General features: G+C 52.1%; 17 protein-coding genes. 16 read left to right on the top strand and 1 reads right to left on the bottom strand.

Annotation, left to right across the window (positions count from 1 at the left end; genetic code table 11):
• Positions 1-196 precede the first annotated feature (196 nt).
• Entirely contained in the window at positions 197-730 is a 534-nt protein-coding gene (locus AC50Y3_RS03405) for an ADP-heptose synthase (protein WP_494817339.1), read from the top strand.
• 121 nt (positions 731-851) lie between these two features.
• Here the strand turns inward: AC50Y3_RS03405 and AC50Y3_RS03410 are convergent, their stop codons facing one another.
• Complete coding sequence (locus tag AC50Y3_RS03410; protein ID WP_494817340.1) at positions 852-1,010, bottom strand: hypothetical protein; 159 nt, start codon at positions 1,008-1,010, stop codon at positions 852-854.
• Between the two features lie 72 nt (positions 1,011-1,082).
• Here AC50Y3_RS03410 and AC50Y3_RS03415 point away from each other — a divergent pair, with 72 nt between their 5' ends.
• The 15 genes from AC50Y3_RS03415 (at position 1,083) to AC50Y3_RS03485 (ending at position 18,434) form a co-directional block, all read left to right on the top strand.
• Entirely contained in the window at positions 1,083-2,831 is a 1,749-nt protein-coding gene (locus AC50Y3_RS03415; protein WP_494817341.1) for an ABC transporter ATP-binding protein, read from the top strand.
• A gap of 58 nt (positions 2,832-2,889) precedes the next feature.
• Positions 2,890-4,698, top strand: a complete 1,809-nt coding sequence (locus AC50Y3_RS03420) for an ABC transporter ATP-binding protein (protein WP_494817342.1) — start codon at positions 2,890-2,892, stop codon at positions 4,696-4,698.
• A 199-nt stretch (positions 4,699-4,897) separates the two neighbouring features.
• Positions 4,898-5,170, top strand: a complete 273-nt coding sequence (locus AC50Y3_RS03425) for a hypothetical protein (protein ID WP_210658353.1) — start codon at positions 4,898-4,900, stop codon at positions 5,168-5,170.
• A 323-nt stretch (positions 5,171-5,493) separates the two neighbouring features.
• Complete coding sequence (serS, locus tag AC50Y3_RS03430) at positions 5,494-6,771, top strand: serine--tRNA ligase (protein ID WP_494817343.1); 1,278 nt, start codon at positions 5,494-5,496, stop codon at positions 6,769-6,771.
• Positions 6,772-6,864: 93 nt separating this feature from the next.
• Positions 6,865-7,830: an AAA family ATPase gene (locus AC50Y3_RS03435; protein WP_494817344.1), complete on the top strand. Its 966-nt coding sequence runs from the start codon at positions 6,865-6,867 to the stop codon at positions 7,828-7,830.
• A 28-nt stretch (positions 7,831-7,858) separates the two neighbouring features.
• A complete protein-coding gene (locus AC50Y3_RS03440; protein ID WP_494817345.1) occupies positions 7,859-8,953 on the top strand; it encodes a DUF58 domain-containing protein in 1,095 nt (364 codons plus the stop codon).
• Complete coding sequence (locus AC50Y3_RS03445; protein WP_494817346.1) at positions 8,950-10,266, top strand: DUF4129 domain-containing protein; 1,317 nt, start codon at positions 8,950-8,952, stop codon at positions 10,264-10,266. Before AC50Y3_RS03440 ends, AC50Y3_RS03445 begins: the two co-directional genes overlap by 4 nt.
• A gap of 77 nt (positions 10,267-10,343) precedes the next feature.
• Entirely contained in the window at positions 10,344-10,697 is a 354-nt protein-coding gene (locus tag AC50Y3_RS03450; protein WP_494817347.1) for a hypothetical protein, read from the top strand.
• Between the two features lie 219 nt (positions 10,698-10,916).
• On the top strand, positions 10,917-11,915 hold the full coding sequence (locus AC50Y3_RS03455; RefSeq protein ID WP_494817780.1) for an XdhC family protein: 999 nt from the start codon (positions 10,917-10,919) through the stop codon (positions 11,913-11,915).
• A complete protein-coding gene (locus AC50Y3_RS03460; protein WP_494817348.1) occupies positions 11,912-12,550 on the top strand; it encodes a nucleotidyltransferase family protein in 639 nt (212 codons plus the stop codon). The genes AC50Y3_RS03455 and AC50Y3_RS03460 overlap by 4 nt, the downstream gene beginning before the upstream one ends.
• A gap of 116 nt (positions 12,551-12,666) precedes the next feature.
• Positions 12,667-13,848 carry a BMP family ABC transporter substrate-binding protein gene (locus tag AC50Y3_RS03465; RefSeq protein ID WP_494817349.1) on the top strand — a complete coding sequence of 394 codons (1,182 nt, stop codon included), beginning with the start codon at positions 12,667-12,669 and terminating at the stop codon, positions 13,846-13,848.
• A gap of 25 nt (positions 13,849-13,873) precedes the next feature.
• A complete protein-coding gene (locus AC50Y3_RS03470; protein ID WP_494817350.1) occupies positions 13,874-15,421 on the top strand; it encodes an ABC transporter ATP-binding protein in 1,548 nt (515 codons plus the stop codon).
• A complete protein-coding gene (locus tag AC50Y3_RS03475) occupies positions 15,418-16,530 on the top strand; it encodes an ABC transporter permease (RefSeq protein WP_494817351.1) in 1,113 nt (370 codons plus the stop codon). Before AC50Y3_RS03470 ends, AC50Y3_RS03475 begins: the two co-directional genes overlap by 4 nt.
• 18 nt (positions 16,531-16,548) lie before the next feature.
• Positions 16,549-17,478: an ABC transporter permease gene (locus AC50Y3_RS03480; protein WP_494817352.1), complete on the top strand. Its 930-nt coding sequence runs from the start codon at positions 16,549-16,551 to the stop codon at positions 17,476-17,478.
• Between the two features lie 35 nt (positions 17,479-17,513).
• Positions 17,514-18,434 (top strand): FAD binding domain-containing protein, encoded by a 921-nt coding sequence (locus AC50Y3_RS03485; RefSeq protein WP_494817353.1) that lies wholly within the window; start codon positions 17,514-17,516, stop codon positions 18,432-18,434.
• Positions 18,435-18,439 lie beyond the last annotated feature (5 nt).

Raw genomic sequence — 18,439 nt, forward strand, 5'->3', positions numbered from 1 at the left:
GTTCGGGATCAACTCCAATACACATTTAACATTAGGGCAGGGACCAGTCTTATTTTAGCACAGCTTCCAAGCAGTTGCTTCCTGTAAAACAAGCATTTAGCTCTGTGTACGTGATTGGTTATGTTGTATAATAAGCTAACACTTATCAGAGAGAGTTTGACTACAGTCAAACTCCCTATTACAAGGGGGAGATAGAATGCGACGGCGATTTGTCATTGAAGCCGTAATGGTAGCAACATATGGTCATTTGCTCGTACCAAGCCGGCCTGTCGATTTTGTCTTGCCGTATTCGACAATTATGGAACTCTACGATATGAAAGCAGGAACGGATCCTGTTATGGATGATCCCGAGGACGACGCCCATGTGAAAGGTAAAATCGGCGAGCTTATTGCATTCTTCGAGGACCCGTTCAACAAGAAGAAGATTGAGCGCGCGCTACAAATGCCTTGGCGTGAGAGTTCACCGCTGCTGCTGGATGATAGGATCCAATTTACTATCGTGCATGCAGTGGATAACGCGCATTACGGCGAATATTTTGACCCGATCGAAACGGAGCTGCTGCTGACTTCCATGAAGCTTAGCGTGCCTCTGCTGTCGGATCAATTCGAGTTTCAAGATAAGCTCCTGGAGGCTGAAGTGCCTGTCCAGGTATATGATATCGAGGATTTCGAATTCGCGGTTGAACAAGGAATTACGGCTGCGGATTTCGAGCCTTCCAGCGATTTGTAAACGGCTGATACAGGGAGCATGACCGCATTTAGGCTGATTTAGACCGATAATAGGCGAAAATAAATTTCACAAGAGCCTCTTGCGCGCTGCCGGAAGTGGTGTTAAGATTTGGATGTTCCAATTAACGGAAAACGATGAAAGGAGGGCGATGGACATGGTAAACACTTTTGTTGATGTGCGCAATGAAGAATTTATCCAGGTCCATCGGCCCGACTTCTTTCACAGACTGCAGCCTTAAGTAGCTGTATACCCGTCTGTGTATAAGGAGATCTTGAGCCATGTGGCTTGAGGTCTCCTTTTTTGTTGCCGTCATGGAACCTGCGCATGTTTTGTTTAAAGGGGGAATACAACAATGAAAAATTTGGTTCGCTTATTGCGCTATTTACGTCCGAGTACGCGATGGGTCGTCATCTCGCTGCTGATGATGCTGCTCGGAACGCTGATTGATTTGATCGCGCCATGGATGCTGAAGCTGATCTTCGACGAAGGCATCGCCGATAGCAATGTGAAGCTGATCCTTGCTTTGATACTAGGTTTGGCGGGCATTCAAGTCGTAAAAAGTATCGCGATGTTCGTCCAAGGCCGAGCGCAAGAGCTTGTCGGGCAAAATGTCGTCTTTACGCTGAGGGAGCAGCTTTATAACCATCTGCAGCGGTTGTCCTTCAGCTACTACGATAAAGCGCAGACGGGACAGCTGATGTCCCGGATGACAGGCGATATCGAATCCGTGAAGAACTTTATCGGTTTCGGTGCGATGGCAATGTTTACAGGGGTCATGACCTTTGTAGGCACAATCGTCTTCATGGCGTTCATCCAGTGGCAGGTTACGCTGCTCTGTATGGCGAGCGTTCCGCTGCTGCTGCTGGCACTGTTCCAGTTTAACAAGAAGGTTGGTCCGGCTTGGGGCCAGATTAGAGAGCAAATGGGCAAGTTGACGACAACCTTGCAAGAGAATATCTCAGGTATTCGCGTTGTTAAAGCATTTGCCCGCGAGAACGTTGAACAATCCAAGTTCGAGGAACGCAACGATCAGAACTTCGAAACGAATATGGACCGGGCGAAGCTTGAGGCCAAATCGTTCCCGCTGATGAACTTCTACGGAGGTCTTGTCTTTCTGAAGATGGTGTGGGTCGGGGCTTATTTCGTGGCAAATGGTAAAATGTCGCTGGGTACGTTCATGGCGTTTCAGTGGTACACATGGGGGATTATCTGGCCGCTCAATATGCTCGGCTGGCAGATCAACATCATGCAGCAGGCGATCAAAGCCGCGCCTCGCGTGTTCGAAGTGCTGGATACGCCGGTAGATATCAGCTCGGAGTCAGGCGCGAACGAGGATACGGAACGAATCGAAGGGAATGTCAGCTTCGAAGGTGTCTCCTTCCACTTCGCCGATCAAGATCCGGAGCAAGACGCCGGTATTCTGGAGGATATCTCGCTTGGAGTAAAGCAGGGTGAAGTGATCGCCGTGCTTGGCGCAACAGGCTCCGGCAAGAGCAGCTTGATTGCTCTGATGTCGCGGTTCTATGATGTCAGCCAAGGGCGGCTGATGATTGACGGCGTGGATGTACGGGACTATGAGCTTGAAGGGCTCCGCCGCAAAATCGGCATCGTTCCGCAGGAGACGTTCCTGTTCTCTGCGACGATTCGGGAGAACATCGCATACGGGGTGCCGGAAGCGACGCAAGAGCAGATTGAATGGGCATCACGCAAAGCGCAAATTCATGGCTTCATCGAAACATTGCCGCATGGCTATGACACCATTATCGGCGAGCGCGGTGTCGGGCTGTCCGGCGGACAGCGGCAGCGTGTCGCGCTTGCGCGCGCCATTCTGATGGATCCGCCGATTCTCGTGCTGGATGAAGCAACGGCAAGCGTCGATACGGCTACGGAATCCGCTATTCACGAGGAGCTGCTTGAGGTTATGAAGGGACGCACTACGTTCATTATCGCGCAGCGACTATCCTCCGTAAAACGTGCGGATCGTATTGTTGTACTAGACGGAGGCAAGATTGTGCAGCAGGGAACGCATAAAGAACTATTCGAGCAAGAAGGGTTCTTCCGTAATCTGTTCCAGATGCAAGAGGCTGCTGCAGCCAGATAACCGTTACATTAATGGCATAAAAAAATAATCATTAACGTCATAAAGGAGGGAAACCTCAATGAGTCAAGTCGAATGGGATTCGGGCGAAGATTTAGAAGAGAAGCCGTTTAACCGTGAGTACATGAAGCGATTGTTCCGCTATGTACTCCCATATCGCAAAGTCCTTGCCATCGTCCTCGTTATTGTCCTATTCAACATGGGACTTAGTCTCGCGGAGCCGCTGCTGTTAAGGTATATCATTGACGAAGGGATCTTGAAGCAAGACTTCTTCGTCATTAATATGATTGGTTTTACCCTGCTGGGGATTAGAGTAGCAGGCTGGCTGTTTGGCTACCTGCACACCAGATTCATCAACTTTACCGGACAACGAATTTTGTTTGATCTGCGTCAGCAATTATTCAATCATTTGCAATCCTTATCGTTCCGCTTCTTCGATGGCAGACCTGCAGGTAAGATCATGTCCCGCATCACGAACGACACGAACGCGATTGGCGAGCTCATCAACGGTGGATTAATTACGCTGGTGATGGAGTTTACGCATCTGATCGGCATCGTCGTCATTCTGCTCTGGATGGATTGGAAGCTGGCCTTGTTATCCTTCATTACACTGCCGCTCCTTTACTTGGTTGTTGGCAAAATGCAATCCAAAATCGAAGGCTCCTGGTCGCGTTCCCGTAAAACGATGTCCGCAATCAACGGCAATTTGAACGAGACGCTGCAAGGCATTCGCGTCATTCAAGCGTTCTCTCGTCAATCCGAGAACAACAAGCGGTTCGAGAAGCTGAATACGCGCAACAAGAATGCGTTCATGCGGGCTGTGACGCTGGAATCGATCGTATTCCCTTCCGTTGAGATGATCGGGATGATCGGCACCTGCATCGTGCTGTGGTTCGGTGCGCAAGCTGTAATGGATAATGAATTAACGCTGGGCTTCATTATGGCGTTTATCAATTACCTGTGGCGTTTCTGGGGACCGCTCAGCGCGCTCTCCAAAGTATATAGCCAGGTACTATCCGCAATGGCTTCGGCTGAACGGATTTTCGAAATTCTGGACTCTGAGCCGGAAGTGAAGGATCGTTCGAATGCGAAGCCGATGAAGACGATCCAAGGCGAGGTTGTATTCGAGAATGTAGCGTTCCGCTATGAAGCGGATAAACCGGATGTGCTAAAGGATATCAATCTTCATATTAAACCCGGGCAGCGTGTTGCGCTTGTGGGTCCCACCGGCGCAGGAAAGAGTACGATCGTCAATCTGCTCATGCGTTTCTATGATACAACCGGAGGCCGTATTCTGATCGACGGCCAGGAAGTGAAGGATGTTACGCTGGAGTCGCTGCGACGTCAGATGGGGATCGTACTGCAGGATTCGTTTATCTTCTCCGGTACAATAGAAGAGAACCTGCGCTACGGCAACGAGGATGCATCCGATGAGGCGCTGCGCCGCGCAGCTGAGAATGTGCGCATCGACAAGTTTGTCTCTCAATATGCGGACGGTTATCAGACCCAGGTGGAGGAACGTGGTTCGAAGCTGTCCGTCGGTCAGCGCCAGCTGCTTGCCTTCGGGCGGGTGCTGCTCTCAGATCCGCGCATTCTGATTCTGGATGAAGCTACATCTAGCGTAGATACCGAAACGGAGCAGCACATTCAAGCCGCGCTGCACACGATGCTCGAAGGCCGTACAGCGTTTATTATTGCGCACAGGCTCTCCACGATCCGCGACGCCGATATCATTCTCGTCGTTAAAGACGGCCGCATTTCCGAGCAAGGCTCACACGATGATTTAATGAAGCAAAATGGTCTCTACAAGAAGCTTTATATGACGCAATTCGAGATGCAGCAGTCGCTTGCGATGCAAACGGGTGCTTAAGATTCGCTTGGACAGCAGCTCCCGACTTGGGGGGCTGCTCTTTATTTGTTGCTAGATAGGCTCTTAATCGCGAGATTGGACAGAAGTTCACGTTTCGAGCCGTTCCCGCATGGGTAAACTATATAAATGAATTGACATTCGACCGCAAATTTAATAAGCTTACAAGGAATTTTCAAATCTACAAAACAGGAGATTGATTATGAAATTCAATATGAAAATTAAAGATTTTGCAGCTGCAGACATTAATGTAGCAGATGGACTATATCATTTTGTCGTTACGATGTCCGATAACACCCAATGCCGACTGATCTTCACGAAGAAGCCGGATTGGAAATTGATTGGCGTTAACCGTCTTCTTACGGTTCCTTGCCCAATCTGCAGAAGAGATTACTATTGCAACTGCATGACCAAGTATGTAGAAGCATTTGAGCGTGAAGTGCTCGACAAAGAGCTTATTTCTTCCGTTCTGTAATTTTCCAAGCAGTCATTCATGACTGCCCCTTGCATCGCGAGTATGGCTCTGCTATACTAACGAGCAATAAGCACACAGGCCGATGATGAGCATCCAACTCGGAGGCGTTGCGTACAGAGTTTGACGGCAATTCGGTTGCCGTTCCAGGCTCTCCAAGCATTCCGGTACCGCACCGTTATCGGCGGATCTGAGAGAGTCGATCATGCGATTGGCTAATTTGGGTGGCACCGCGAGCGCGTTCTTCGTCCCATTGTTATGGGACAAAAGGAACGCGTATTTTTGTTTGTCTCCATCGACTAAACAAAACAAAGGGAGTGCTAACCATGTTAAACATCACGACGATCAGACAGCAAGCGAAGGAATATCAACAAGCCGCAGATTGGAAAAAGATATCGATATCGATCGAAGAGCTCCTAGAGGTCGATGACCGCAGGCGAGAGCTGCTTCAATTAACGGAAACGCTTCGTGCGGAGAGAAACAGACGCTCGAAGGCGATTGAGCAGTTGATGCTCGAAGGCCGTAAGGAAGAAGCGGCGCCGTTGAAACAGGAAACGACGGAGCTGCTGCAGCGGCTTAAGCAAACGGAGGCACAGTATCGGCAGACTATGTTCCGCTACGAGGATCTAATGCTGCGCGTCCCTAATTTGACTTCGGCGGATACTCCGCTTGGAGCCAGCGACGAGGACAATGTTGAGCTTCGCAGAGTTGGGGACATTCCCGACTTTGCGACTTTCCAGCCTCAAAGCCATGTGGAAATTGGGCAGCGGCTGGGAATGGTGGATTTTGCGCGCGGGGTTAAGATTGGCGGGACACGGCAATATGTGCTGGCCAATTACGGACTTCAGCTGCACCGAGCTGTTCAGCAGCTCGCGCTCGACATGCTGATGGATAAAGGCTTTGACCTGATGGATGTGCCTGCTATGGTGAAAGAGGAAACACTTGTTTCGTCGGGGTATTTTCCGGCCAATCGCGACCAGACGTTCGGCATTCAAGGGGAGGATAAGTGGTTGATTGGGACGTCGGAGGTGCCGCTTATCTCGTTGTATAGCGGGGAGCTCGTTGATCTCACGACTCCGAAACGGCTTGGAGCAGTAAGCCCGTGTTATCGCAGCGAGGTTGGATCGGCAGGTCGCGATGTGCAAGGGCTTTATAGGGTTCATCAGTTTGCGAAAGTGGAGCAGGTTGTCTTGTGTGCTGCCGATCTTCCGCTGGCGTTATCGCTGCTGGAGCAAATGACAGCGACGAGTGAGGAGCTGCTGCAGCTTCTCGAGCTGCCGTACAGAGTGGTTGCGGTGTGCGCCGGCGATATGTCGCAGAAGAATTATAAGCAGTACGACATCGAGACTTGGATGCCGAGCCGCGGCAGCTATGGGGAGACGCATTCGGCTTCGCTGCTGCTTGATTTTCAAGCCAGACGCTCGAATATTCGCTATATGGATGAGAACGGCAAACCGCAATATGCCTACACGCTTAATAACACGATGGTCGCCGCGCCGCGAATTCTGATACCGCTTCTGGAGAACCATCAGCGCGAGGATGGCTCGATCTATATCCCGCCGGCACTTCGTCCTTATATGAGGGGACTTTCGGAGCTTCGCTGACGGTCTTCAATCGGGTCTAGCCTCTCTACTAGAATGGGGGTATACTTGAGAGGATGTACTTCCATTCGCTGGAAAACGAGAGGAGCAGGCAGGATGAGTTTAAGTAAAATCAGTCAAACGGCAGATCGAATTCGTTCCAATGTCAGTAAAGTCATCGTAGGGAAAGAAGATATCGTCGACAAATTAATTATCGCTATTCTAACGTCCGGCCATGTGCTGCTGGAGGATGTACCGGGGACTGGGAAGACGCTGCTCGCCAAAGCACTCGCCAAGTCGATTGACGGCGCGTTCAAACGGATTCAATTTACGCCGGATTTGCTCCCGTCCGACCTGACGGGCATTCACTTCTATAATCAGAAGGCCGGCGAATTTGAATTTCGGCCGGGTCCGCTGTTCGCGAACATCGTGCTGGCAGATGAGATCAACCGCGCAACTCCGCGGACGCAGTCCAGCTTATTGGAGTGTATGGAGGAGCGACAAGTAAGTATCGATGGCACGACCCATACGCTTGGTCGTCCGTTTCTCGTTATTGCGACGCAGAATCCGATCGAGCAGCAGGGGACGTTCCCGCTGCCGGAGGCGCAGCTTGACCGCTTCCTGTTCAAAATCAAGATGGGCTATCCGACTACGGAGGAAGGCATCTCCATCATGAAGCGGTTTATGGCGGACAGCCCGCTTGAGCAGTTGGAGCCGGTTATCGGAGCGGACGAAATAGAAGCCGCCAAACAGCTGTACACGAGCATTCAAGTGAGCGAGGACCTGCTAGGCTATATGCTTGCGATCGTGGAAGCGACCCGTGTACATCCGGATGCGGCGCTCGGCGCAAGTCCGCGAAGCAGTCAGGCGCTGCTGCGTGCCTGCCAGGCGCATGCGGCAATCAAGGGCAGAGACTATGTCCTGCCGGATGATGTAAAGGCTATGGCAGTGCCGGTGCTCGCTCACCGTATCGCGCTGAGAAGCGTACAGCGGATGCGTCCTGAAGCCGCGGAGCAGGTTATCAGCAGCATTCTTGGATCTGTCTCGGTGCCAGCGGATTCGCCGCTTGTCGGCAGGACTTAAGGAAGTCGGCCGTGGAGGGAGATGAAGCATGGGCATTCATTGGTATATTCTAAGCGCGCTCTTCGTCATCGTGGTGCAGCGGTATATTTTCCGCTACTTCGGGATGAAAGGCGTGACGTACTCGCGGACGTTCAATGTGGCGACCTGCTTTGAGGGCGACCGCATTGAGATGGTGGAGCGGTTAGTGAATCGTAAATTAGTGCCTGTGCCGTGGCTTCGTGTCGAATCGTTGCTGCACACCGGATTGAAATTCGAAAGCGATTCCAATTTCGCGGTAAGCCACGGGCAATTTTATCAAAATCATCGCAGCTTATTCAGCCTTATGGGCAATAAACAATTGAAGCGTCGCCACACGGTTCTGGCAGCTTCGAGGGGCTGTTACCGGCTCACCAGCGCTTCGCTGACGTTTGGCGATCTGTTCGGGATGTTCAGCTCATGGCGGTCCGTACCGCTTGAAGTGGAGCTGCTCGTGTACCCGCAGCCTGCTGATCGCTCGCTAATTCAGCTTCCTTCACGGAGCTGGCAAGGCGATATCGCAGTGCGCAGATGGATCGTGGAAGATCCCTTCTACATTAGCGGCGTTCGGGAGTACCGTCCGGGCGATTCTTTCAAAATGATCAATTGGAGCGCCACCGCGCGCACAGGCTCGATGCAGGTCCACCGTCGCGACTACACGGCAGATTATCGGCTTATCGTCTTGCTGAACGTTGAGGATCATGCCGGGATGTGGGAAGCAGTCAACAATCCGGCTCTCATAGAGGAAGGCATCCGTTATGCGGCTGCGATTCTGCAATATGCGACCGAGCAAGGCGTTGAAACGGCCTTCGCGAGCAACGGCCATGAGCTGGACCATCCGGAAACAGTCATGAAGGTGGAACGAGGAAGCGGAAGCGAGCATTTGACGCATTTGTACGGTCAGCTCGCGAAGCTTGTTATTGTGCGTACGCAGCCTTTCGATGCGATGGTGGAGCAGCTCAGCTCCAAGTGGGAGGAACGCTGCGATGTCGTCATCATCTCGGCCTTCATGAGTGATCCCATCGAGCGGGAAATGGCGAAGCTTCGCAGTGACGGCCATTCGGTAGATTGGCTGCCGATTGCGGGAGTGGAGGTCGCTGCCGGATGAGTGCCCAGCATGCAAAAGGAAACGTGCTTCAGCCTATTTTCTCGCTATTCGTATCGGGTTTGATCGAATTGTTGCTGCTCATGCCGATCTATCTTGCTATTTATGTATGGAAACCGCAATTTGAATTGCCGTTGCCTGAGATGATACTTCTGCTGCTTGCAGGCTATATGGCCGGATGCGGACTTAACTTGCTGGTGAAGTTTGCGCATTCGTTTGGCAGAGGCGTCCTTGCTGTGATTCTATCGGCCGCAAGCTGCTTTCTATTGTTTGGTTTGACGGTGGATGCAATTGTTCCGTTCCTTTATTTGACGGCTGCACTGTTTCGGGGTTCGAGTTACGCGGTGACACACCCGTTATTGCGTCACCTGCCGCGAACCTATGTGATGGGGACGTCGTTTTATTTTGCGGGATCAGTCGTGTATCAATTTAAGGATGGCTTCAGCGCGTATCATACCTTTTATCTGATTGCAGGTTTGCTTACGCTTGGCCTGACGCTGTATCAGACGAATCGCAGTACGGTTAGCCGAGAGACGCTCTCCGGAGATGCGAAACCGATCGTAGACTTTACCGTGCGCAGGCATAATCGGCTCTTCGTCGGTGTTGCTGCAGCGGTATCCGTTCTCATTGTGCTCAGCTACCAGCTGCAGGCGATGTTTGGGGCTATCGGCCGAGAGGTCAAGGATCTTCTGGGGGGGCTATTAAGCGGAAGCGGGGACAAATCCGCCGCGCCGCCAACCGGGGCTGAGACTCAGCAAATGCCTGAAATGCCGCCGATCGATGGTGCGTCGAAGGGACTGCCGCTATGGGTAGAGATTATCCTGTACGGCATCGCGGCTATCATGCTTGGATTTGTACTCTGGCTCGTGCTTCGCAAGCTGAAGGAGCTGCCGGAGTGGTTGAAACAACTCCGCAATAAACTCGCTCAGCTGTTCCGCAGGGATGCAGCCCGGACGACAAGCGGATATGTCGATGAAGTGGAACGGATTCGCAGCACCGGCAATCGGTTCACATCATGGCGCAACCGTTCCAAAGAGCAGAAGCTCAAGTGGAAGGATCTTGCGGATAATGAAGCGCGCGTTCGGTACTTGTATCGCCGCTGGGTGGGAAGTTTCGTGAAGAAGGGGTATTCGTTTAAGCCGCATTTGACGCCGAATGAAATCGGTTCGGATGTGCAGTCGCTTAGCAGGATAAATGGCGCTGTTGAAACAATTCCGCTCCTTGCCGCTTACCAACGCGTGCGTTATGGAAAACAACCGATTTCGGATGAATTGCTGGAGGAGCTAGTCCGCCGTGATACAGGGCTAAAGCGCTGATTGGTACGAAATGACATAATCATCCCCGCGAAGGGGCATTCTAATGCGGAATAAGGATACCGCACAGGAGGCTCACTATGGAGATGCAAGGTCAATCGAACATAAACAGTCAACAGCTGAGTTACGAGCAGTTCCAAGAGCAGATCAAGCAAAGACAGCAGCAAGAGCAGCTTCAGGCCCAGCAGGCGCTTCGCAATGCTGGCTTGGACCCTAAATCACAGCAGGTTCAGCAGGTCGTTCAGGAGCTGTACAACATTGAGCGCGAGCTGAAGCTTGCCGAGAATCAGCTGCAAATGCAAATGGATGCGCAGAAGCGTCAGATTCAGCTCATTCAACAGAAGATCCAGCAAGCCATGGCGCAAGTGAAGAGCTCGCTTGGCTCGCAGTCGAACCAAGCCGGCTATTCTCAACCGAACCCTTATATGCAATAAGATTCGCGGATAAAATTGAATAAAACCTTCTCACTGCAACGTCTGGGACGTGCAGCGAGGAGGTTTTTTTTGCATACAATATGTAAATTAACATTACATTATTCTCTTGAATATTTTCATAGAGCATCCTATTATGTTATATAACATGACATTTATGACTAGTTGATGTTTTTCTTCATGATACCTGTATGTGAGATCGAGGAGGTGGCGGCGGTGGATATGACTCCGATATTGGTCGAACTGTCAGATAATCGAAGCGAAGAAGCAGCTGTTCTGGCCACGATTATTCGTGTAAGCGGTCACTCCTATCGCAAAGAAGGGGCGGCTATGTTGTTTCTTGCTAATGGCAGGAGGGTTGGGAGTTTAAGCCCCGGCTGCTTGGAAGAGGATCTGGATGCGAGAGTGGAAGATGTGCTGAGGAGCGGAAATCCTGTCTTAGTGAGCTACAACCTGATGTCCGAGGCGGATGTGATTTGGGGCGAAGCAGTCGGCTGCGGTGGTGAGATAACCGTACTTATGGAGGCTGTGCAAGGTGGATTGCGGCGATTGCTCCAAGAAGCGGATCGGCGCATGCAAATCGGGCAAACGATTGCACTCAGCAGACGGTGGGATGGCAAGCGAATCGAGTATACGCTCGTTGATGAAGGTGGCGTTTGTATTGGCAGTGGTATTGTGATCGTTTCTTTCGAATTAGATACTTGGCAGCGAGGAGGCAGTCTTGTCTGTGTTTGGCCGCCGAAGCCAAGGTTAATTCTATTCGGGGATGGCCAAGATGCTGCTGCAATAGCAAAGGTAGCTATAGATATTGGGTTTCGCATCGTAATTGCTGATTGGCGAGAACGGGGGCGTAACACCAATTATTGCGCTAACGTGACGGTTGTCATCGGGACTCCAAGCGAGTTAATGGATAAGCTTAAGCTCGGAAGCGAGGACTATCTGATCGTGTGCAGCCATCAATTGCGGCAGGATCGCGAAATGCTTAGCCAGGCGATTCCTTTGGGGCTGCGATATATTGGACTGTTAGGCTCGCGATCAAGGGCGGCGCGTTTACTTGAAGGGTTGGAGCGTTCGGCAAATGTGTATGCGCCTATGGGGCTGCCGATCCGTGCGGAAGGGCCGCAGGAAATTGCAATCAGTGTAGCGGCGCAGTTGATTTCAGTGCGTGCTTCAGCGCTGCTTGCCGGGCAAACCATAACAGAGGGGGCGAAACTGGGATGAAAATTGGCAGTATCTATCTCGCTGCAGGTTCGAGCAAACGGATGGGGGAGGCAAAGCTGTCTCTTGAGTTGGCCCCGGGTATCACGATGGGTAGTCGTGGATTACAGGAATTACGCAGCTGCGGATTTCACACTTTGACTGTAGTTGTGCGGCCGGATGATCCTCTTCTTTGGCTATATGATCGGAAAGAACGGCTTGGTGTACTGCCTAAATATCGGATTACTCCATGCAAAGAAGCGCAAGGCGGGATGTCGTACTCCATTCGCAGCGGCATTCAAGCGCTGTTGCCGGAAAATCCGGATGCCGTGTTAATTGCGCTTGCAGATCAGCCGTTTGTATCTGCGACGCTGCTTAGGCGATTGGTGTCGGTGTTTCAAGAAGATCCGACAGTCGATTATGTGGCCAGTGGATATGGGGACATTGCGGGTCCGCCGGTAATTTTCAACAAGTCCATGTTCCCGCTGCTGAGTGAACTTGAAGGTGATGCCGGAGCGAGGAAGCTGCTGAAATCGCCGGAGTATCGGGGGAAAGTTGTTCGATATGCCGCGGAATGGGCGTTCATCGATATTGATACCAAAGATCAGCTGGAGAAAGCAAGGCTAATATGGTCGCGGATGCAATGGAATGCGAAGTAATATACGAGTGATGTTAATGTAATATAAGTTGACGTATTCATGACGTGGACTTATAGTGGAATTACGTCCCAGGCAGAACCTGGGATGAATATAGATAAGGTTTGGGGAGGAACGGTATGAAACTTCGTAACCGGGCAATGACGTTTGGTTTGACTGCCATTCTCGCTTTTGTCATGGTGCTGGCTGGCTGCAGCAGCAAGAACGACGAAGATAAGACATCAACCTCTACTAACACGACTAAGGCAGAAGATTCGAATGCAAGCACGGCGACAAGCACGGACACGGCCACCGCGGAAACAGAAACGAAAGCACCTCGTGTCGCGTTTGTTTACATCGGACCGCCTGGTGATGGCGGCTGGACGTATCAGCATGATCAAGGGCGTAAGTATATGGAAGAACAGACGGGCATCAAAGCCGACACGGTAGAAAATGTACCGGAGAGTGCGGATGCGGAGCGAATCATTACAGAGCTGGCGCAGAACCACGATATTATTTTCACAACAAGCTTCGGTTATATGGATTACACCTTGAACGTGGCGAAGAAATTCCCGAAGGTCATCTTCGAACATACGGCTGGTTACAAAACAGCCGACAACATGGGTACTTATTTCGGTAAAAATTTCGAAGCCAGTTACTTAGCCGGCATTGCGGCAGGAAAGGTAACGAAGAAGAACCATCTCGGTTATGTAGGCGCTTTTCCGATTCCAGAAGTTATCTATAATATCAACGCGTTTGCATTAGGAGCTCAAAGCGTGAATCCGGACATTAAGGTTGATGTCGTATGGTCTAACACTTGGTTTGACCCGAATACGGAGCGCCAAGCGGCCATCAGTCTGCTGGATAAAGGTGCGGATGTGTTGATGGCTTATCAAGATTCGCCTGCTACCGTTCAAGCGGCGGCCGAACGCGGCGCGTTCGCAGGCGGCAACGACTCGGATATGAGCAAATATGCGCCGGATGCTTATTTGACCAACCCCGTTTGGAATTGGGGACCGTATTACACCAGCATCGTGAAAGCCGTGCAGGACGGAACGTGGAAGAACGAACAATTTATGGGTTCGATGGCAGACGGGATGGTCGATCTAGCTCCGCTGGGGGCGAAGATTCCTGAAGACGTAAAGAAGCAAGTGGAGGATGCGAAAGCGAAGGTATTGGACGGCTCGCTGCAAGTGTTTACCGGTCCGATTGCGGATGCAAGCGGAGCAGAGAAAGTGAAAGCCGGTGAAACCATGAGCATGGATGCATTTCTCAAAATGGATTGGTTCGTCAAAGGGGTCGTCGGCACGATTCCGAAGTAATTCGACCGTCGGGAGGCGTTTCGTCATGGAGGGAAGCTTCTCTGTTGAAATGCGAGGCATTGTGAAGCGCTTCGGAAGTGTGATCGCTAATGACGAAGTGGACTTTCGAGCAAGAGCAGGTGAAATTCACGCGCTTCTCGGTGAGAACGGGGCAGGCAAAAGCACCTTGATGTGTATGCTCTCAGGTGTGTACCAGCCGACTGGCGGCGCCATCTACCTCCGCGGCGAGCAGGTGAGAATTCGTTCGCCGAAGGATGCGATGAAGCAGGGCATCGGAATGGTTTTTCAGAACTTCAGACTCGTTCCTACGCTTTCTGCCGCGGAGAATATTGTACTCGGCGAGCAAACTTCCATCTGGCGAGGTGCCGGCTGGATGAAGAGAAAGCAGGAAGAAATCGAGGCCATTGCGGCGAGATTCGGTCTTGCGATTCATGTTGATCGTCCGATCTGGCAGCTCTCCGTTGGCGAGCAGCAGCGCGTTGAAATTATGAAAACCTTGTACCGGGGAGCGGATATCATCGTCTTGGACGAACCGACCTCCGTGCTCACACCGGGTGAGGTGGAGCTTCTCTTTCAGACGCTAGAGGCGATGAAGAAGGAAGGTAAAACCGTCATTATGACGACGCATAAGCTAGGTGAAGTGATGCAGGCTTCGGATCGGATTTCTGTCATGCGTAAAGGCAAGATGATCGTAACAATGGAAACAACCGATACGAATGAACGGGATTTAGCGAAGCTGATGGTTGGAAAGGCGCTCATCGACATGCCGCATATCGCAAACGGGCATCTGCGCGGGGAGCTGCTGCTCTCCGCGCAAGAGCTTGAAGTGATGGCTGATCATGGCCGGACGGCGTGCAAGGGTCTATCGCTTCATATACACGAAGGGGAAATCGTCGGTATCGCCGGTGTGGCGGGCAATGGACAGAAGGAACTGGCGGAAGTGCTGACTGGACTTCGTTCTCTGAGCCGAGGCTCCATCCGTTTTGCAGGCAAGGATATGCGTTCTGCTTCAGTGAGAGACTTCATCGAGGCCGGTATTGCACATATCCCCGAGAATAGGATGCGCAGCGGATTGGCCGGAAGCTTGGGATCAACGGATAATCTATTGCTGAAATCCTATCGTTCCGGTGAAAGGACGAGATTAGGTTTTCTTCGGATCAAACGCAATTTGGCTTGGTCACAGCAGCTTATTGCGCAATTCGATGTAAGAACGCCCGATGTCGACACGCCTGTAAGTCAGCTCTCCGGCGGCAATCAGCAGAAGTTGGTATTCGCTCGTGAAATCCATCAGTCCCCGAAACTGATGATTGCGGTGCATCCGACGCAGGGCTTGGATGTTGGAGCTGCAAACAGTGTGCACCAGCTGCTGTTTCGGCTTCGCAATTCAAGTGGAAGTGTCCTTCTCATCTCCGAGGACCTCGATGAGGTGCTTCGTCTATCTGACCGTATTCTGGTCATAAGCCGAGGAACGATTGTTGGGGAAATGAAGCGGGAGGAAGCTACGCGAGAGCAAATCGGTCTCTACATGGCAGGGGTCCGAGATGAGAGCGGTGAAGGGGAGGAAGTGATATGAACGACCAACCCGTTGTCAGTCATTCACTGCCGCAGCAGGTTGAAACAAAGCGTCGGTTCTCTCTTCGGCTAGTAGTGGAACCGGGAGATTCCGTTCGAAATCCTTGGTGGGTCGTCGTTGTTTCCATCGTTCTGGCGCTTATCGTGTGCGGCGTCTTCATTGCCATGAATGGGATGAACCCGCTCATCGTATATAAGAAGATGGTGACCGGCGCGTTTGGCAGCTCGTACGGCCTGTCAGAAACGCTCGTTAAAGCCATACCGCTCCTCTTATGCGGGATCGGCGTTTCCGTAGCCTACCGAATTTCGTTCTGGAATATTGGAGCAGAAGGGCAATTTGCCGCCGGAGCAATTGCAGCGACCGCGGTTACGGTTTATTTTCCGACATTGCCGATTTACTTGTCCATTCCGCTTATGGCCTTGTTCGGCATCCTAGCAGGTGGAATATGGGGCTTGCTTACGGCTTTACCTCGCATTTATTTTCGAGTTAACGAACTGATTACTTCACTAATGCTGAATTACGTCGCGCTGCTGGCGCTCGATTACGTGGTCTTCGGACCTTGGCGTGACCCGGAGGGCTTTAACTTCCCTGGTACACCCATGTTCACCGCTGCGCAATCACTACCCGTGCTCGGAAATACGCGACTCCATGCCGGCCTCATTATTGGACTCGTCGCAGCTGCACTATATGCCATTACGATTCGTTATACGAAATGGGGGTATGAGCTTAGACTGATCGGAGCGAGCCCGGAAGCGGCAAGGCATGCGGGCATTCCGCTGAGTAAGCATATCCTGATTGTCATGCTGATCAGCGGCGGCTTAGCGGGCATTGCCGGGATGAGCGAGGTGTCGGGCGTTACGCATCGGTTGATGTACGGGATCTCACCGGGTTATGGGTATACGGCGATTATCGTCGCTTGGCTCGCTAAGCTGAACCCGCTCGGCTTGGTTGTCTCTTCCGTCTTGTTCGGCGGGCTGATCGTCGGCGGCTACAGTGTTCAAACGATCGGTTTGCCGTCATCGATCTCGAATATGCTGCAAGGCGCAATTCTATTTTTCCTCATTGCCGGGGGCTTCATTGGCCGTTTACGACTGCGCCGAAACGTGTAACGGGGGAGTGTCGAGCTTATGGAAACGATGATTCAGCTGATACAGGTCGCCATCTCTTCCGGTACGCCGCTGTTGATCGCAGCGCTTGGAGGGATTCTCATTGAACGCTCCGGCATCATTCAGCTTGGGGCGGAAGGATTGATGCTGCTCGGCGCTGTGATGGCGGGGTTGACCTATTTGCATACCGAAAATCTCACATTCACCTTGCTCGCCGTCATCGGGGTAAGCGCTGTTCTTGGTTTGCTGCATGCGTCTTTTACGATATCGCTGCGGACGAACCAAATTGTGACCGGACTTGCGCTGACGTTGTTCGGCTCAGGTCTGAGCGCTTATCTGGGGAAAAGCATCAGCGGCATTCCCATCGCGCATGCCGTCCCTATAATTCGATTGCCTTGGCTTGCGCAAGTGCCGGTGGTCGGTGATGTTTTTGCCCGCTTGGACTTGTTTACTTGGCTTAGTTTCCTGCTTGTAATCGCGATGCATGTGTTCATCTATCGCACGTCTTGGGGCTTGCATTTACGCGCGATGGGCGACAGTCCGGCGACAGCGGATGTGATGGGAATCCGTGTATATGCGTTCCGTTATGGCTGCGTCATCGCGGGTTCGATGCTGATCGGGATTGCAGGCGCTGACCTGCTGCTCGTGTATACGCCAACTTGGACGGAGGGGATGACGGCAGGACGAGGCTGGATCGCCGTTGCTCTCATTATTTTTGCCAGATGGAACCCCATTCGTGCGTTATTCTGCGCGTATTTCTTCGGTTTGCTTAGTACTATCGGCTTCAGGCTGCAGCTCATTGGCGTTGAAATCCCCTCTTATTTTCTGAAAATGATCCCGTACCTCATCACCATTCTCGTACTCATGGCTTTAGGCTGGCGTAACCGCAACAAACCGTCCGGCGCACCTGAAGCGCTCGGCATGCCTTATTATCGGGAACAACGATTCTGATCCGTTTGTTGTTTGGGTAAGGAGGTGATCGAACGATGAGCATTACAGGCAATGACAAGGAGGGCTTCCGTGACAATCCTTCGGTCTGGCATCCGCTGGACGCGGCGGAAGCTTGGCGATTGAAGCAGAGCTTCGGCGATGAAGCAGTGTTTATATCCGGCGGCACTTGGCTCTCCGCGCAATGGGAGAACGGTGCGCCTAAACCGCGGCATCTCATCGATCTAAGCTGCATCCCAGGCATGAAAGGGATCACCGTCAGCTCGAAGGAAACGACAATCGGCGCGCTAACTACCTTAACGACGCTTCGGCGCGACCCGTTCTTAGGTGAGCATTACAAGAGCATCGTAGATGCCGTGACCACGATCGCCGCGCCATCTATTCGCAATGCTGCGACCATCGGGGGCAACATCGTTTGCCAAACCGGCGATATCCTGCCTGCCCTGATCGTAAGCGAAGCTGAGCTGCTCTGGCATGATGGACGAAGCATACAGCGTGAACTGCTGGTCCAGTGGCTCGAGGGGTTGGGTGACGCGTCAGCGCCGCAGGGGCGGCTGTTGACGCAGTTGAAGCTGCAGCTGCCGGAAGCGAACCCGCATGTGAGGAGATTGGAAGTCTACCAGAAGATTGGAAGACGCGAGGCTTTTACGCCATCTGTCGTGACTGTCGCTTATTCTTGCGACATCGCTAGAACGAGCGGTGAAATCGTCCGCATTCGGATGGCGGTGGGCGGAGGGCAGATGGTTCCACATCGGCTGTACGGCGCTGAGAAGCTGTTGCAAAATACCGTCATGAGCTCCGAGCTGATGGAGAAGCTGTATGAGCAGGTTTTGCTGGAGGCGCAGCCGAAGGGAGATGCATTTGTAACAGCGGCGTATCGCAAACGAACGGCTGCCGGGCTGATCTCAGCGTTGTTATGGCAGCAATGGCAGAACAGCGCGATGACTACTTCGAGCTAATAGTT

Source organism: Paenibacillus sp. J22R98, assembly GCF_059383835.1.

Excerpts from the sequence above, each read along its gene's own strand:
- AC50Y3_RS03405 (WP_494817339.1), top strand. The coding sequence starts at position 197 with ATGCGACGGCGATTTGTCATTGAAGCCGTAATGGTAGCAACATATGGT.
- AC50Y3_RS03410 (WP_494817340.1), bottom strand. The coding sequence starts at position 1,010 with ATGGCTCAAGATCTCCTTATACACAGACGGGTATACAGCTACTTAAGG.
- AC50Y3_RS03415 (WP_494817341.1), top strand. The coding sequence starts at position 1,083 with ATGAAAAATTTGGTTCGCTTATTGCGCTATTTACGTCCGAGTACGCGA.
- AC50Y3_RS03420 (WP_494817342.1), top strand. The coding sequence starts at position 2,890 with ATGAGTCAAGTCGAATGGGATTCGGGCGAAGATTTAGAAGAGAAGCCG.
- AC50Y3_RS03425 (WP_210658353.1), top strand. The coding sequence starts at position 4,898 with ATGAAATTCAATATGAAAATTAAAGATTTTGCAGCTGCAGACATTAAT.
- serS (WP_494817343.1), top strand. The coding sequence starts at position 5,494 with ATGTTAAACATCACGACGATCAGACAGCAAGCGAAGGAATATCAACAA.
- AC50Y3_RS03435 (WP_494817344.1), top strand. The coding sequence starts at position 6,865 with ATGAGTTTAAGTAAAATCAGTCAAACGGCAGATCGAATTCGTTCCAAT.
- AC50Y3_RS03440 (WP_494817345.1), top strand. The coding sequence starts at position 7,859 with ATGGGCATTCATTGGTATATTCTAAGCGCGCTCTTCGTCATCGTGGTG.
- AC50Y3_RS03445 (WP_494817346.1), top strand. The coding sequence starts at position 8,950 with ATGAGTGCCCAGCATGCAAAAGGAAACGTGCTTCAGCCTATTTTCTCG.
- AC50Y3_RS03450 (WP_494817347.1), top strand. The coding sequence starts at position 10,344 with ATGGAGATGCAAGGTCAATCGAACATAAACAGTCAACAGCTGAGTTAC.
- AC50Y3_RS03455 (WP_494817780.1), top strand. The coding sequence starts at position 10,917 with ATGACTCCGATATTGGTCGAACTGTCAGATAATCGAAGCGAAGAAGCA.
- AC50Y3_RS03460 (WP_494817348.1), top strand. The coding sequence starts at position 11,912 with ATGAAAATTGGCAGTATCTATCTCGCTGCAGGTTCGAGCAAACGGATG.
- AC50Y3_RS03465 (WP_494817349.1), top strand. The coding sequence starts at position 12,667 with ATGAAACTTCGTAACCGGGCAATGACGTTTGGTTTGACTGCCATTCTC.
- AC50Y3_RS03470 (WP_494817350.1), top strand. The coding sequence starts at position 13,874 with ATGGAGGGAAGCTTCTCTGTTGAAATGCGAGGCATTGTGAAGCGCTTC.
- AC50Y3_RS03475 (WP_494817351.1), top strand. The coding sequence starts at position 15,418 with ATGAACGACCAACCCGTTGTCAGTCATTCACTGCCGCAGCAGGTTGAA.
- AC50Y3_RS03480 (WP_494817352.1), top strand. The coding sequence starts at position 16,549 with ATGGAAACGATGATTCAGCTGATACAGGTCGCCATCTCTTCCGGTACG.
- AC50Y3_RS03485 (WP_494817353.1), top strand. The coding sequence starts at position 17,514 with ATGAGCATTACAGGCAATGACAAGGAGGGCTTCCGTGACAATCCTTCG.